Annotated in this window: 15 protein-coding genes; 12 read left to right on the forward strand and 3 right to left on the reverse strand. The window is 47.8% G+C overall.

What is annotated here, in order from left to right:
• Nucleotides 1-5: 5 nt before the first annotated feature.
• The 4 genes from recN (at nucleotide 6) to ACEN86_RS08710 (ending at nucleotide 4,994) form a co-directional block, all read left to right on the forward strand.
• Nucleotides 6-1,724, forward strand: a complete 1,719-nt coding sequence (gene recN, locus ACEN86_RS08695) for a DNA repair protein RecN (RefSeq protein WP_495633889.1) — start codon at nucleotides 6-8, stop codon at nucleotides 1,722-1,724.
• Between the two features lie 119 nt (nucleotides 1,725-1,843).
• Nucleotides 1,844-3,187 carry a SpoIVB peptidase gene (gene spoIVB, locus ACEN86_RS08700; protein WP_495633890.1) on the forward strand — a complete coding sequence of 448 codons (1,344 nt, stop codon included), beginning with the start codon at nucleotides 1,844-1,846 and terminating at the stop codon, nucleotides 3,185-3,187.
• Between the two features lie 199 nt (nucleotides 3,188-3,386).
• On the forward strand, nucleotides 3,387-4,202 hold the full coding sequence (gene spo0A / locus ACEN86_RS08705) for a sporulation transcription factor Spo0A (protein ID WP_495633891.1): 816 nt from the start codon (nucleotides 3,387-3,389) through the stop codon (nucleotides 4,200-4,202).
• A gap of 261 nt (nucleotides 4,203-4,463) precedes the next feature.
• A complete protein-coding gene (locus tag ACEN86_RS08710; protein WP_495633892.1) occupies nucleotides 4,464-4,994 on the forward strand; it encodes a GNAT family N-acetyltransferase in 531 nt (176 codons plus the stop codon).
• A 122-nt stretch (nucleotides 4,995-5,116) separates the two neighbouring features.
• Here ACEN86_RS08710 and ACEN86_RS08715 read toward each other — a convergent pair whose 3' ends face one another.
• Nucleotides 5,117-6,463: a GH1 family beta-glucosidase gene (locus tag ACEN86_RS08715; protein ID WP_495633893.1), complete on the reverse strand. Its 1,347-nt coding sequence runs from the start codon at nucleotides 6,461-6,463 to the stop codon at nucleotides 5,117-5,119.
• Nucleotides 6,464-6,798: 335 nt separating this feature from the next.
• Here ACEN86_RS08715 and ACEN86_RS08720 point away from each other — a divergent pair, with 335 nt between their 5' ends.
• From ACEN86_RS08720 to ACEN86_RS08730, 3 genes are read left to right on the forward strand one after another with little or no spacing between them, the layout of a single operon-like run.
• Entirely contained in the window at nucleotides 6,799-7,176 is a 378-nt protein-coding gene (locus ACEN86_RS08720) for a hypothetical protein (RefSeq protein ID WP_495633894.1), read from the forward strand.
• Nucleotides 7,177-7,211: 35 nt separating this feature from the next.
• On the forward strand, nucleotides 7,212-7,394 hold the full coding sequence (locus ACEN86_RS08725; RefSeq protein ID WP_495633895.1) for a hypothetical protein: 183 nt from the start codon (nucleotides 7,212-7,214) through the stop codon (nucleotides 7,392-7,394).
• Nucleotides 7,395-7,420: 26 nt separating this feature from the next.
• Nucleotides 7,421-8,149: an SAM-dependent methyltransferase gene (locus tag ACEN86_RS08730; protein WP_495633896.1), complete on the forward strand. Its 729-nt coding sequence runs from the start codon at nucleotides 7,421-7,423 to the stop codon at nucleotides 8,147-8,149.
• A gap of 68 nt (nucleotides 8,150-8,217) precedes the next feature.
• On the opposite strand, the gene ACEN86_RS08735 is transcribed toward ACEN86_RS08730, so the two are convergent.
• Nucleotides 8,218-8,520: a DUF2627 domain-containing protein gene (locus ACEN86_RS08735; RefSeq protein WP_495634255.1), complete on the reverse strand. Its 303-nt coding sequence runs from the start codon at nucleotides 8,518-8,520 to the stop codon at nucleotides 8,218-8,220.
• 222 nt (nucleotides 8,521-8,742) lie between these two features.
• Here ACEN86_RS08735 and lpdA point away from each other — a divergent pair, with 222 nt between their 5' ends.
• The 5 genes from lpdA to lipB all read left to right on the forward strand — a co-directional run bounded on the left by lpdA (nucleotide 8,743) and on the right by lipB (nucleotide 14,475).
• Nucleotides 8,743-10,161 carry a dihydrolipoyl dehydrogenase gene (gene lpdA, locus ACEN86_RS08740; RefSeq protein ID WP_495633897.1) on the forward strand — a complete coding sequence of 473 codons (1,419 nt, stop codon included), beginning with the start codon at nucleotides 8,743-8,745 and terminating at the stop codon, nucleotides 10,159-10,161.
• Between the two features lie 122 nt (nucleotides 10,162-10,283).
• A complete protein-coding gene (locus tag ACEN86_RS08745) occupies nucleotides 10,284-11,312 on the forward strand; it encodes a thiamine pyrophosphate-dependent dehydrogenase E1 component subunit alpha (RefSeq protein ID WP_495633898.1) in 1,029 nt (342 codons plus the stop codon).
• On the forward strand, nucleotides 11,312-12,298 hold the full coding sequence (locus ACEN86_RS08750; protein ID WP_495633899.1) for an alpha-ketoacid dehydrogenase subunit beta: 987 nt from the start codon (nucleotides 11,312-11,314) through the stop codon (nucleotides 12,296-12,298). Before ACEN86_RS08745 ends, ACEN86_RS08750 begins: the two co-directional genes overlap by 1 nt.
• Nucleotides 12,299-12,354: 56 nt before the next feature.
• On the forward strand, nucleotides 12,355-13,749 hold the full coding sequence (locus ACEN86_RS08755) for a dihydrolipoamide acetyltransferase family protein (RefSeq protein ID WP_495633900.1): 1,395 nt from the start codon (nucleotides 12,355-12,357) through the stop codon (nucleotides 13,747-13,749).
• A 42-nt stretch (nucleotides 13,750-13,791) separates the two neighbouring features.
• Entirely contained in the window at nucleotides 13,792-14,475 is a 684-nt protein-coding gene (lipB, locus tag ACEN86_RS08760) for a lipoyl(octanoyl) transferase LipB (RefSeq protein WP_495633901.1), read from the forward strand.
• Here the strand turns inward: lipB and prli42 are convergent, their stop codons facing one another.
• Nucleotides 14,476-14,574, reverse strand: coding sequence for a stressosome-associated protein Prli42 (gene prli42 / locus ACEN86_RS08765; RefSeq protein WP_127197843.1), 99 nt, complete (start codon nucleotides 14,572-14,574; stop codon nucleotides 14,476-14,478).
• Nucleotides 14,575-14,626 lie beyond the last annotated feature (52 nt).

Consider the following 14,626-nt stretch of genomic DNA (forward strand, 5'->3'; position numbering starts at 1 on the left):
CGCTCATGTTAGTTCACTTGTCAATTAGAAATTTGGCCGTAGTTGAATCCGTTGATGTGACCTTCCATCAAGGGTTTCATGTGCTTACCGGAGAGACGGGTGCTGGTAAATCCATTATAATCGATGCTCTAGGATTTATTGCGGGCGGCCGAGGATCGGCTGATCTGATCCGGTATGGTTGCGACAAGGCGGAGATTGAAGCCTCCTTTGATCTTCAGCCAGCTCACCCGGTGTGGAAGACGCTTGAAGGATTAGGTATTCATGCCGATTCGTCCGAGGAGCTGATCATTCGCAGGGAGATCAGTGCTGCTGGTAAGAGTGTCTCCAGAATTAACGGCCAGATGGTGAATTTGAGTATGCTCCGGGAAATCGGAGACCAATTAATCAACATACACGGTCAGCATGAACACCAGACGCTACTTCGTCCCGAGCGTCATCTTCATCTGCTCGATGCCTTCGGTTCGGATACGCTAGCCCCGCTCAAAGCCAGTTACCAGGCAACTTATTCTTCATTTGTGAAAGTGGAGAAAGAATGGAACGAGCTGCAGAAGTCAAGCCAGCAGACGTTTCAGATGTTGGATATGTATCGATACCAGATTGAGGAAATTTCCGCAGCCAAACTAAAAGTTGGCGAAGATGAATTACTTGCAGAAGAAAAGGTCAAGCTATCCCATAGTGAGAAAATGATGGATTCCATCACGGGTGCATACGATCTTCTGTACGGCTCCCAAGGTCTTGAGGCAGTAGCGAAAGCAATCTCCCGCTTTGAAGATATTGCTGGGTATGACACCAAAGGGATTAGCCCCATCTTGGAACAGCTGCAGTCTGCTTATTATCAGCTTGAGGATGCCTCATTCGCTCTTCGCAGCTACCGGGATGGGATCGAAGTGAATCCTGGACGGTTGGATGAGGTACAGGAGAGGCTTGACTTCATCTCTACCCTGAAACGTAAATATGGCGACAGTATCGATCGTATCCTGGCTTATTATGATCAGATCAAGCAGGAGACCGATACACTTGAGAATAAAGATGAGATTCTGGAACAGCTGCGGGACAGAAGAGAGCAGCTCCTGACGAACCTGCTTGAAGAAGGAGAAGCCCTGAGTCAGGCGCGCCGGCGGTGTGCCGATGAGTTGGCTGTACAGATTGAGAATGAGCTTAAAGACCTTCAAATGGGCCGAACTTCACTTAAAGTCAAATTCGGCAGGCTTGAAGATCCTTCCGGAGTAGAATGGAAAGGTCAGCGCATCCGCCTCAGCCGGCAGGGGCTTGATACAGCCGAGTTCCTGATTTCGCCGAATCCGGGTGAGCCGCTAAGACCGCTCGGCAAGATCGCCTCTGGCGGAGAGCTATCCCGCATGATGCTTGCTCTGAAGAGCATTTTTGCAAGGCATGATGAGGTGCCTGTGCTTATTTTTGACGAGGTGGATACCGGGGTCAGCGGACGTGCAGCACAGTCCATTGCAGAGAAGCTGTACAAGCTTTCAGCGACGTGCCAGGTATTCTCAATCACGCATCTTCCGCAGGTGGCCTGCATGGCCGATAATCAATACCTGATTGAGAAGACGGTTCAGGATGGACGGACCATGACCCAAGTGGAAGCCTTGTCCGAAGAAGGTCGTGTCAAGGAGCTTGCCCGTATGCTCGGCGGAGTCGAGATTACGGAGAAGACCCTCCACCATGCACAGGAGATGCTGGGAATGGCAAGAGACCAGAAGGCTTAGGTTACTTGCCGGAGTAATGATTGACAGTAATAAATGGCCTTCTCGGGGGTATCTTATAGGTACGCAATTGGCGACCACCTTTTCGTCAAGCGAAAGAAGCTAAGGGAGCGTGACAGCCATTGAACCCGAACCTCAGGAAGAGACTGCTCGGCCTTTTATTTACCTTTTTCTTTTGTTTCTTAGGTACGGCAGCAGCAGGAGAGGTCAGCAATCCCCTCATGCCGGACGAACTTAGATTGTTCGAGGGCGAGCTTGCTCGCATCGAATCAGCCCTTCCGGTTCTGGCACAGGTAAGTGTAGATCGGCCGGATGTTGTACAGCTTGGAAGCCATAAGACAGCATCTACGGAACATGTTTCTTTCGGTAAAGGAAAGCCTTTGCTGCTTAGTTCACAATCCGCAGGAGAAGCCCACCTCAGCATGAAATTATTCGGTCAAATTCCTCTACGGACGGTAAAAGTAAATGTCATCCCCGATCTTAAGGTTATCCCGGGCGGACAGACCATTGGCGTAAAGCTGAAATCATCAGGAATTTTGGTTGTAGGACATCATTTGGTTAGCACGTCTGGTAACTCGAAGCAATCCCCTGGAGAAAAGGCTGGACTTCAGCTTGGGGATCGGATTACCCATATGAACGGCATCGAATTGAAAGATGTTAAGGATGTTGCTTCTATCGTTGAACAGGCAGGCAAGCAGAAGAAGCCGCTTGAAGTCACTTACAAGCGCGGGGATCGTATCCACACAACGCAGTTATCCCCTGTTTTTGATGAGCAGGATAAGACCTGGCGTCTTGGACTCTATATTCGTGATTCGGCTGCAGGTGTGGGAACCCTTACTTTTTATGCCCCAGAACAAGGGGTCTATGGAGCTTTGGGACATGTTATTACTGATATGAACACACAGACCCCGATTGTAGTGGGTAGTGGTCAAATTGTTGAGTCCAGTGTAACTTCCATCTCCAAGAGTGAGAACGGCGAGCCAGGGGAGAAGAGAGCACACTTTATTAAAGAAGGCCGCGTATTAGGGAATATAGAGCAGAACACCGATTTCGGTATCTTTGGCAAAATGTCGGTGAATCCGGATCACAGCCTCTATGGTGAGCCTATTCCTGTCGGATTTGCAGAGAACATTAAAGAAGGTCCTGCTGAAATTCTTACGGTTGTGAGCGGCCAGAAGGTGGAAAGATACAGTATTGAAATTGTTCATGTGTCTACTCAGAATGCACCGCAGACTAAGGGAATGGTCATCCGGATTACCGATCCTAGATTGGTGAATAAGACTGGAGGCATTGTTCAGGGGATGAGCGGAAGTCCAATCATTCAGAATGGCAAGCTGATCGGCGCCGTTACTCATGTCTTTGTAAATGATCCTAAATCCGGTTATGGGTGCTTTATTGAATGGATGCTGCAGGATGCTGGTGTAATGGCTAAGCCAGGACAAGCGAGAAATCTTAAGGCGAGTTAGTGCCTTAAGATTTTTTTTGTCGAAAAATAAGTTAATACGTCAGTTGGTGTAATAAATAAATAATTATAATATAGAGATTAAAAAAAATAAAGAAAAATAATTTTCGACGAAGGGATTCAGATCTTTGTGTCGAAACCATATATTAGGACAATAAAGATAAGCGACACCAATACAGAATATTTTAAGGAGGACATAGAAATTGCAAAACATTGAGGTATTGTTGGCTGACGATAATCGGGAATTTACGAATTTACTGGCTGAGTATATTTCTGGACAGGATGACATGACCGTTTCAGGAATCGCTTACAACGGAGAAGAAGCACTTCAGATGATCGAGAACGGTTCTAAGATTCCAGATGTCCTGATTCTTGACATTATTATGCCTCATCTTGATGGACTTGGCGTACTTGAGCGCCTTCGTGATATGAATCTGTCACCTCAACCCAAGGTAATTATGCTCACGGCCTTTGGTCAGGAGAACATTACCCAAAGAGCGGTTCTGCTTGGCGCTTCTTACTATATCCTCAAACCTTTCGATATGGAAGTACTTGCTCAGCGTATCCGCCAGTTGGTGGGGGTTCCTTCCCAAAGTCTTGGCGGTCAGATCTCATCTTCTTCGTCCTCCTTGTTCAAATCTAACGTGGTCCCTATGGCCAAAGGGAAGAACCTGGATGCGAATATTACATCGATCATACATGAAATTGGTGTTCCGGCACATATTAAAGGATATCAATATTTACGTGAAGCTATCACGATGGTGTACAACAACATCGAAATCTTGGGAGCCATTACCAAGACGCTCTATCCGGCAATTGCGGAGAAGTTTAAGACAACCCCTTCCCGGGTTGAACGCGCCATTCGCCACGCGATTGAGGTAGCATGGACACGCGGCAACATCGATTCCATCAGCCACCTGTTCGGCTATACGATCAATATCAGCAAGTCGAAGCCGACCAACAGCGAGTTCATCGCTATGGTAGCCGACAAGCTGAGAATTGAGCACAAGGTTTCTTGAAAGGGTTAGGGGTTGTGAGCGTTAGAATAGGCAGGAGCTTGTAGCATCTGGATATTCTGTGATAATCATTCCTGGAGGCAGCAGCATGGGCTGCAGCCAGGAGTGATTTTTTTATAGAAAATTTCTATAAATTTTTTGCTTAAGTTTATAACCAGCTGAGGCTAAAGCATGTTAAAGTATGTTTAAACCGGAAATAGTGGTAGGTTTAGTGGGATAAATATTTATGTCTACGTCTTACTAGGCATATGGAGGAGGAAAGATATGGCTAACAAGCAGGATCGAGTGATTATCCGTGATGCTGAGGTGGAAGATCAGGCATCGATAGAGAAACTTATGGTAGAAGCATACGGACAGTATGAGCAAAGCATGCCAGAGGATCGATGGAAACCGTATATTCAGTCGATTCGTGAATCTGTATATAAAGATGGCCCAGCAGCGCGAATTGTGGCCGAGTTGAATGGAGAAATTGTAGGAAGTCTGCTTGTATTCTTATCCTCCGAAGCGGCATATGGCCGCCCTGAGCTTCAGATTGAATCCCCAATCATTCGGTTGCTTGCAACTTCTCCGAAAGCTAGGGGGAGAGGGGTGGCAACCCAGTTGATCAGCGAAACGGTACGGCGTGCCAAGCTGTGGGGGGCAGATACCATTCATCTGCATACTTCTGATCTGATGGCACCCGCCATAAGATTGTATGAATTTCTTGGCTTTGAGCGAGCAAGAGACAAGGAAATCCATAATGGGGATATTCTGGTGAAGTGCTACCGGCTTCAGCTGCAGCCGATTGAGGTTTAGCCTACAATCTCGTGATAAGACGATTTATTGTGGGTTTATAGAGTTACCAAATGTATATACACAAAAAGAGCTTCTACACAGAGAAGCTCTTTTTGTGTGTGATTTTAATTCAAAACCAAATATTATACCTCGAAACCATGCGAAGCGATCATCTGTTGATACCAATAATAGCTGTCTTTTGGCGTCCGTGTGTAGGTTGCGAAATCCACATGCACGATACCAAAGGGTTTGCTGTACCCGAAAGCCCATTCGAAGTTATCCATTAGGGACCACAGCATATATCCCTTCACGTTAATGCCTGATTCGATAGCCCGAGAGAGCTGGAATAAATGCTTTTGCAAGTACGCGATACGCTTTGGATCGTGGTGCTTCCCGTCTTCGCTGGCTTCTGATTCATAATATGCCCCATTCTCAGTAATGTAGATCGGGATGGAGCCGTATTCCCGGTTCACCCACTCCAATACGCTTAAGAAGCCTTGAGGATAGATGTTCCAGTCGAAGTCAGTCGTATCAAAACCGCCGGCAACCGGTTCAAATTCCAATATACCGGCATCAGGATTGTTTCTTCCCACACCCCCGGTGTAGTAATTAATACCGAGGAAGTCGATGGGCTGATGAATGGTATCCATATCTCCCTGTTGAATTGGGGGCTCAAAGCCCTTGGATTTGTACCAGTTCAGAACTCTCTCAGGGTAGATTCCCTTGAATACGGGATCGAAGAACCAGTTGTTGAAGTACTCAAGCCGGCGCTGTGCAGCCTCCACATCATGTTCCTGCTGGCTGAATGGCTCGAACCATTCCGTGTTAGGGGCAAAGCCGATTTCTCCTTGAATTCCAAGCGATCTAAAAGATTTAACCGTCTTGCCATGAGCGACTAGAATATGATGCGCAACGTTCAGAGCAAGCTGGAAATCCTTGTTACCGGGAGCATGGTCACCAAGCTCATTGGAGAGGAAGGAGACGCACCAAGGTTCATTAAAGGTAATCCATTTATTGATTTTGCCGTCAAAAGACTTAAACATAGTCTCGGCATAACGTACGAAAGCATCTATTGTGTCACGAGAATCCCAACCGCCGCGTTCCTGCAGAGCTTGAGGAAGATCCCAGTGGTACAAGGTGCACATAGGCTCGATGCCATTAGCTAGCAATTCATCCACTAACCGGTGGTAATAATCCAGTCCGGCTTGGTTAACTTCCCCGTCTCCCTGTGGGAAAATACGCGGCCAGGCCACGGAGAAACGATAGGCTTTGGCGCCCAGCTGTTTAAGCAAAGCGACATCCTCTTGATAGCGGTGATAGCTGTCACACGCTCCTTCGCCTGTATCTCCATTAAATACTTTGCCTGGTGTTCGTGAGAAGACATCCCAGATGGATTCTCCGCGCCCATCTTCTTGGGTTGCTCCCTCAATTTGATAGGATGAGGTTGCGGAGCCCCAGATAAAATCCTGAGGAAAAGATATTTTTGTCATACAAAGCTCTCCCTTCCAGTTAACAAATTAAATAGTAAATTCAATATTGGCAGGCATCGAAACCGATTTCGTAAATTCGCCTGTAAGGCATATTATAATCTATGACCGAGCAATTGCCTACTGAATTTTCAGTTAATATTGCTGCTGAATTACAGATTAATTTGGAGTCGATTACCATAAAAAGGTTACAGACAGTAACTTTTCGGCTAGAAAAGCGTCAATATTGAAGTGGTTTCACAGTAAGACATCTGATAATATAAATCAGTATTATTCTTCACACTGAATAAGCTGACTGAACGTCCGATGTTAGCTGAATGTAAGAAAGGAGCATTACCATGGCTTACCAGGTTACTTACAAAGACAAGGATGATCATACGGAGCAGACAAAAACATACGCCAGCTTCGCCGCTGCGGAGCAGGAAGCTGAACAGCTTGATGCTAACGGACATATGAATGTAATGTTGGAATCGCCCCGTCGAAAATCCGCACTGCCTAACTTAGTAGGCATGATACTTAAAGTCATCGGAGTTTTATTTTTAGTAGGAGGAATTCTGGTCGGTGTGGTTACAGGCCGCGATAACTCTGCGGATGGCTTTGAACTTACGATTGCCATGGAATGGTGGGTACTTGCTGTAATGTGTGCTGCTTTTTTCTACGGTATGGGTGAAATTGTTAATCTACTTGACAGACTCGTAAAGAAAACTAATATTTAATTTAGTGGAGTCTTTTGATTCTGGAGGTCAAATATATGGAGAACACGGATCTTTACCTATCGGAACTAGATAGAAGAGTAAGCGACGAGATAGCTGAGCTGCAAGCTCAAATTGATCAACTGAAGGCCGAGAATGCCCGGCTGCGCACAGCATTGCTTAAGGCTTCAACCAGTCCATCCAAAATGTCTAGCAAGCTAAGGGATGCACTGTATGAATAAATGAATTTTTATGAGGTGAGCTTAAGGTGAGTAGAGATGAGATGAGCAGAGACAGCAAGAAAATGAATTTGGATTTGGACCGCATTGTATTCATAGGCAGGACCTATTCAGAATACCTGGATATGTTCGATCTTCACGAATCGGAGCTTGAGGGACGTACAATTCTCGACTGCCCCGCAGGTGCGTGTTCGTTCACTGCTGAGGGCAGCAGACGCGGATTTGATATTATGGCTGCGGATATTGCCTATCAGTTTGGACCGGATGAACTTGAATTAAAGGGTGTTAAGGATCTTGAACATGCCAAAGTGCGTCTGCAGGAGGCACAAGGAGAGTACATTTGGGATTACTATGGTACCGTAGAGGGCCATCAGAAGCATAGGGAAGAAGCGCTGTCACAAAGCTCTCAACATCGAAGACAGTTCCCGGAGAAATACATGTATGCCGAATTCCCGAAGCTACCTTTTGCGGATCAATCGGTTGACCTGACCTTGTCGGCGCATTTTCTATTTATGTATGCCGATCGGCTTAGCAAGCAGTTCCATGAGGAATCTCTGCTGGAGTTAATGAGAATTACCCGGGAGGAGATTCGCATATTCCCCTTGGTTGATCTTAGCAGCCGACGATATGAAGCTTTGGACGAATTAATCCAGCTGGCCATATCAAAAGGCTGGGTGGCAGAAGAACTGAAGTCGGACTATCAGTTTCAGAAGCATGCAGACCATTATCTCAAACTTACCAAGCGCAAGCTGATGTAAGACAAATATAAGAAGCCTCCAGAGGTTAATCTCCGGAGGCTTTTTGGCGTAGGCAGCGATATGAGTCGTTATGCGGAATGTTCGGTAGAACGATTCTTGTTCTTGGTCTCCTGGAAGCGCGGACCGATATAACCACGTTTGCGGTCACGGAAAAAAATCCAACCGCCGAGGAAGGAGATTCCCGCCAAGAACATGATCAGTCCTTCCGAGAAACTTAGCCAGTCAAACGAAATATGGGTTAGTGTATCATCACCATGCATGTATAAATATTTGAATAAAGCGTCTTTCATAAATAAAAATCCGATCATGGCAATGATTCCTGGAATTACAAGAATCAAGACGGCAATAAACCGGGCGGTGAGAGTTCTCATACTCATGTCTTGGCAACCCTTCTTTGTACATTCAGATTAGATAAAATAACGAATTGAACAGCATACGTCTGTTACTTTTATCATAACTTGTTCCTGCAGTCCTGTCTATTTGAAAGCTCCTCAATTTGCAGCCTTCATTCCATATCGAGTGAAAACGAGGTACAATATTAACCGAAGTATGGTAAAACTGAAGAACCAAGATTATGTTAGTGGAGGTCTCATATGACGATTACGTGCGATGTAGCTATATTGGGAGGCGGAACCGGTGGATATGTAGCGGCGATCCGGGCGGCTCAGCTTGGCAAGGAAGTTGTAATTATTGAACAGGACAAGCTCGGAGGAACCTGCCTTCACCGTGGATGTATTCCAAGCAAAAGTCTGCTGCGAAGCGCCGAACTTTACGCTCAAATGAAGGATAGTGAAAGCTATGGAATCGAGACCAGCGGGGTAACACTGGTGTTTCCCAAAGTTCAGCAGCGCAAACAGGCGATTGTAGACCAGCTGCATGGCGGAGTTAAGTATTTGATGCGCAAAAATAATATAAAAGTGATTGAGGGAACCGGCCGGGTTATCGGCCCATCGATCTTCTCTCCCAAGAGCGGAGCGGTTGCTGTTGAGCTTGCGGATGGGGAGATGGAGACCATTGTTCCCAATCATCTAATCATAGCTACAGGATCAAGACCACGTGTGCTTCCAGGCCTCGAACCGGATAACGGTTATATTCTCAGCAGCGATGAAGCGCTAACTCTAGAGGAGCTGCCGGACTCCATGCTGATTGTTGGAGGCGGAGTGATCGGGGTGGAATGGGCTTCTCTGCTTAACGATTTCGGGGTGGAAGTTACCGTTGTAGAAGCTGCAGACCAGCTGCTGCCTTCCGAAGATGCGGATATTGCCAAAGAACTGCAGAAGCTTCTTGTTAAACGGGGGGTTAAAGTAATAACGGGAACCAAGATTATCCCTGAGTCCGTACAAAAAGGGGATGGAGTTACGATATCGGCCCAGCAGGGGGAACAGACCTTGGAGCTTCATGCAGACCAGCTGCTGCTCTCGATTGGAAGGCAGGCTAATGTGGAGAACATTGGTCTTGAGAATACAGATGTTGGACTGAAGAATGGATTTATTCGAGTAAATGAACATATGCAGACCACCGAGCCGCATATTTATGCGATTGGCGACTGCATTGGAGGCTTGCAGCTGGCTCATGCAGCCAGCCATGAAGGCATTGCCGCTGCCCAGCATTTGGCAGGCGAACCTTCGCATGGATATAACCCGCTGCATATCCCGAGATGTGTATACACTCGTCCCGAGGTTGCGTCTGTTGGGCTTACGGAGGAAGAAGCCAGCTCAAAGGGATATACAGTCAAGACGGGGAAGTTCCCTTTTCAGGCTATTGGCAAAGCCCTCGTCTACGGAGACAAAGACGGCTTCGTCAAGATCATTGCCGATGCGGCAACGAATGATATTCTGGGTGTACATATGATTGGGGCTCATGTTACCGATCTGATCGGTGAAGCAGCTCTAGCCCAAGTGCTGGATGCTACGCCGTGGGAGATAGGCCAAGTGGTTCATGCTCATCCAACCCTCTCTGAGATATTGGGGGAAGCTGCGCTGGCTGTGGATGGACAAGCAGTCGGTATCTAGACATAAGGGAAATGTTTTCTTTTTGCAGAGAAACAGCTTATAATAGAGTTATTCCTAGTCTTAGTACCAGGTTATAAGATGAGGCTTCTACCCAAGTCTCAAATTGAAGGAGGTAACTCCCTGTGAATGCTAAATCTGATGTAAAGACAAAAACAAGACATGAGCAGCTCGGTCTATCCAATGCCGAGGTGATCGATATGTACAGATATATGCTGCTTGCGCGTAAATACGATGAACGCAGCCTGCTGCTTCAGCGTGCAGGCAAAATCAATTTCCACGTATCCGGTATTGGACAGGAGGCGGCGCAGGTAGGTGCCGCTTTTGCCCTTGACCGGGAACGCGATTACTTCCTCCCGTATTACCGGGATTATGGCTTTGTTCTTGCCGCTGGCATGACTCTTCGGGAGTTGATGCTGTCCGTGTTCGCCAAAGCGGAAGATCCTAACAGCGGGGGGCGCCAGATGCCCGGGCACTTTGGCAGCAAGCGTCTTCGGATCGTGACCGGATCAAGTCCTGTAACCACGCAGGTACCGCATGCGGTAGGAATCGCCCTGGCAGCCAAGATGCAAAAGAAAGATATCGTTTCTTTTGTCACATTTGGGGAAGGATCGAGCAATCAGGGGGACTTTCATGAGGGCTGTAACTTTGCAGGTGTTCAGAAGCTGCCAGTCATAATTATGTGTGAGAACAATCAATATGCGATTTCGGTACCGATTCAGAAGCAGCTGGCGGGTAAAGTCAGTGATCGGGCACTGGGATACGGTTTCCCTGGTGTTCAGGTCGATGGTAACGATGCGCTTGAGGTATATCGCGTTGTGAAGGAAGCACGCGAGCGCGCAGTGCGCGGAGAAGGGCCGACTTTGATTGAAGCCATGATGTACCGGTTATCCCCACACTCGACTTCAGATAATGATCTCGCCTACCGTACGAAGGAAGAGGTTGACGAGAATTGGAAGAAGGACGGTCTGCCGAAGATGAAGCAGTATTTGATCGAGTGCGGAATTTGGAGTGAAGAGCAGGATGCCGCGCTTTCCGCAGAAATTGCCCAGCAGCTCAAGGAAGCTATCGATTCGGCTGACAAGGCACCGTTTCCACTTCCGGAGGATACGCTGCTTCACGTGTATGCCGACAACGAAGGAGATGTTCGCTAATGCCGGTTATGGAATATATCGATGCCATTCGCCTCGCCATGAAAGAGGAAATGGAACTGGATGAGAATGTATTTGTGCTGGGGGAGGACGTCGGCCTGAAGGGCGGTGTGTTCACAACGACCAAGGGGCTTCAGGAGCAATTTGGTGAACAGCGTGTGCTCGATACCCCGCTTGCAGAATCCGCCATCGCAGGTGTAGCCATTGGGGCAGCAATGTACGGTATGAAGCCCATTGCAGAAATGCAGTATTCAGACTTTATGCTTCCGGCCACGAACCAGATCATCAGTGAGGCTGCCAAAATCCGTTACCGCTCCAACAACGATTGGAGCTGTCCGCTGGTTGTTCGCGCTCCAATCGGCGGCGGGATCTTCGGGGGGCTGTATCATTCCCAGTGTCCTGAATCGATCTTTTTCGGGACGCCGGGGATTAAGATTATAGCACCTTACTCAGCTTACGATGCTAAGGGACTCTTGAAAGCCGCAGTCAGGGATCCTGACCCGGTTCTCTTCTTCGAGAACAAGAAATGCTACAAGCTGATCAAGGAAGATGTGCCGCTGGACGATTATATTGTGCCGATCGGGAAAGCGAATGTCATTCGTGAAGGCTCGGATATTACGGTAATCGGGTACAGCCTGCCTCTTCACTTTGCGATGCAGGCAGCAGAAGAGCTGGCTGCCGAGCAGGGGATTAGTGCCCATATTGTGGACCTGCGGACCCTTCAGCCGCTTGATCGCGAGGCTATTATCGATGCAGCCCGCAAGACAGGCAAAGTGCTGATTATTCATGAGGATAATAAGACGGGCGGCGTAGGGGCAGAAGTATCGGCGATCATCTCCGAAGAATGTCTGTTCGAGCTTGATGCTCCGATTAAGCGCTTGTGCGGGCCGGATGTACCTGCGATGCCGATCAGCCCTCCGATGGAGAAGTTCTTCATGCTGAGCAAGGATAAAGTCAAAGAGGCCATGCTTGAGTTGGCCTTATATTAATAGACTTTCTGCAGAGCTTAAGTTATCTTAAGCTCTCTAATCATAGGAGTGAGAATATGTCATCGAACAAAACGTGGACGGATGTAGTTATGCCGCAGCTGGCAGAATCACTGGTGTCAGCAACCATCGGCAAATGGTTGAAGAAGCCGGGAGACCCGGTTGAACAATACGAGCCGATCTGTGAAGTGATCACAGACAAGGTCAACGCAGAGCTCCCATCTACCCTGGACGGAGTAATGGGTGAGATTCTGGCGCAGGAAGGTGAGACGATCGAGGTAGGAGCTGTAATCTGCCGGATCGGAGTGGAGAGTGCGGAGCAGGCGCAAGCTGACCCTGTAATCCAGCCTGATGTATCAGGGACTGCAGCAGCTACCACTGCTCAAGCTTCCCAAGCTGATGCTTCCCAGCGCAGCCGCTATTCACCTGCAGTGCAGACCCTGGCCGCTGAGCATGGCCTCAACCTTAGCTTGATTCAGGGAACTGGGATGGGCGGAAGGATTACCCGCAAAGATGTGCTGACCTATATCGAAAGTGGTGTTTCTGGTTCACAGCCGGCTGCTTCGGTACAGAGTATATCGCCATCGCAGCCACAGGTACAGACTCAGCCGCAACAGCCGCAAGCCCAGGTTCCGCAAAGCAACGTGACGGTGGCTCCAATGGTTCAGCAGGCGCAGGTGAATGAGCCAGTGCGTCACTCAGGTATCCATCTGAGCGATACACCCAAGATTCCAACCATTGAAGTGGAAGGCGGACAGGCTGAGCATTACATTGACATCACACCGATTCGCAATACGATTGCAACGAAGATGCGTCAAAGCGTGTCGGAAATCCCGCACGGCTGGATGATGATCGAGGTAGATGTAACGAATCTGGTACAGCTGCGGAACAAGCTCAAGAATGATTTTAAGGCCAAGGAAGGCGTTAATCTGACATATCTGGCTTTTATGATCAAGGCCGTTGTGAATGCAATTAAAGATTATCCGATTATGAACTCGGTCTGGGCGGTAGACAAAATTATCGTGAAACGCGATATTAACATTTCTCTTGCAGTAGGTACGGACGATTCTGTTCTGACTCCAGTGATCAAGAAAGCGGATCAGAAGAACATTGCGGGACTTGCAAGAGAGGTAGAAGAGCTGGCCCGCAAGACACGGGAAGGCAAGCTTAAGCTCGATGATATGCAGGGAGGAACGTTCACGGTGAACAATACCGGTTCATTCGGTTCGATCTTGTCCCAGCCTATTATCAACTACCCGCAAGCTGCCATTCTTACCTTCGAATCCATAGTGAAGAGACCTGTGGTCATTAATGATATGATCGGAGTTCGCTCCATGGCTAACTTCTGTCTGTCGCTCGACCACCGTATTCTGGATGGGGTTATCTGCGGACGTTTCATGCAGCGTGTGAAGGATAATATTGAGGCTTATTCACTGGATACTCAGGTCTATTAATCAGCGCAGCAGATACAATGAATAGAAAAGAGGCGACTCATCATGAACAGAACACTGGAAGTACGCTATATCCCTCTCATGGATTACGGGGAAGCGTGGGAGCTCCAGAAAGAAATCGTGAAGCGTGTCGACCGTGAGGAGCAGCAGGAGACCCTGCTGCTTCTCCAGCATCCGCCGACCTATACGATTGGTTCCCAGCGTCATCCTGAACATTTGCTGCTTAGTCCGGAACAGTTGAAGGAAAAGGGGATTTCCATTTTTGAGATCGACCGGGGCGGAGATATTACATACCATGGTCCGGGACAGCTGGTTGGGTATCCTCTTCTTGTCCTGGATGGATCGAAGGGTCTGGATCTGCATGATTACTTGCGCAGACTGGAACAGGTGATCATCAATTATCTTGCAACCTTTGGAATTGCAGGCAGCCGGAAACCGGAGTATACCGGGGTATGGATAGGGAATGTGAAAATCTGTGCCATCGGGGTTAAGTTCAATAAATGCAGGGGCAAAAGAGGCTTTGTAACAAGCCATGGATTTGCGTTCAATATCAAATCCGGCATTCAGAATGAAGGCTTCCAGGGGATTGTTCCCTGTGGAATCCAGGAATACGGAGTGACCTCACTGGAGGATATTACAGGTAAGGAATTTACAGTTGAACAGACCGCCAAAGACATCGTTCCTTACTTCACTGAGGTATTTGGATACGATGCCGTGTGGTCTGAATAATTAATTATTAAAAAAAGGCTCGAATACCATGAGTAATGTAGATCCAATCATGGCAAAAAGCATGAGGTATATGAAAATTTTCATCCATTTTTTCGGCATATCCTAGACTCCTTTAAAGTATATGTAATGGCTGGTCCCATACCTCATCATT

The organism is Paenibacillus sp. Paensp111 (genome assembly GCF_059492195.1).

Excerpts from the sequence above, each read along its gene's own strand:
- ACEN86_RS08750 (WP_495633899.1), top strand. The coding sequence starts at position 11,312 with ATGCCGGTTATGGAATATATCGATGCCATTCGCCTCGCCATGAAAGAG.
- ACEN86_RS08720 (WP_495633894.1), top strand. The coding sequence starts at position 6,799 with ATGGCTTACCAGGTTACTTACAAAGACAAGGATGATCATACGGAGCAG.
- ACEN86_RS08725 (WP_495633895.1), top strand. The coding sequence starts at position 7,212 with ATGGAGAACACGGATCTTTACCTATCGGAACTAGATAGAAGAGTAAGC.
- prli42 (WP_127197843.1), bottom strand. The coding sequence starts at position 14,574 with ATGCCGAAAAAATGGATGAAAATTTTCATATACCTCATGCTTTTTGCC.
- ACEN86_RS08715 (WP_495633893.1), bottom strand. The coding sequence starts at position 6,463 with ATGACAAAAATATCTTTTCCTCAGGATTTTATCTGGGGCTCCGCAACC.
- ACEN86_RS08710 (WP_495633892.1), top strand. The coding sequence starts at position 4,464 with ATGGCTAACAAGCAGGATCGAGTGATTATCCGTGATGCTGAGGTGGAA.
- lipB (WP_495633901.1), top strand. The coding sequence starts at position 13,792 with ATGAACAGAACACTGGAAGTACGCTATATCCCTCTCATGGATTACGGG.
- recN (WP_495633889.1), top strand. The coding sequence starts at position 6 with ATGTTAGTTCACTTGTCAATTAGAAATTTGGCCGTAGTTGAATCCGTT.
- lpdA (WP_495633897.1), top strand. The coding sequence starts at position 8,743 with ATGACGATTACGTGCGATGTAGCTATATTGGGAGGCGGAACCGGTGGA.
- ACEN86_RS08755 (WP_495633900.1), top strand. The coding sequence starts at position 12,355 with ATGTCATCGAACAAAACGTGGACGGATGTAGTTATGCCGCAGCTGGCA.
- ACEN86_RS08735 (WP_495634255.1), bottom strand. The coding sequence starts at position 8,520 with ATGAGAACTCTCACCGCCCGGTTTATTGCCGTCTTGATTCTTGTAATT.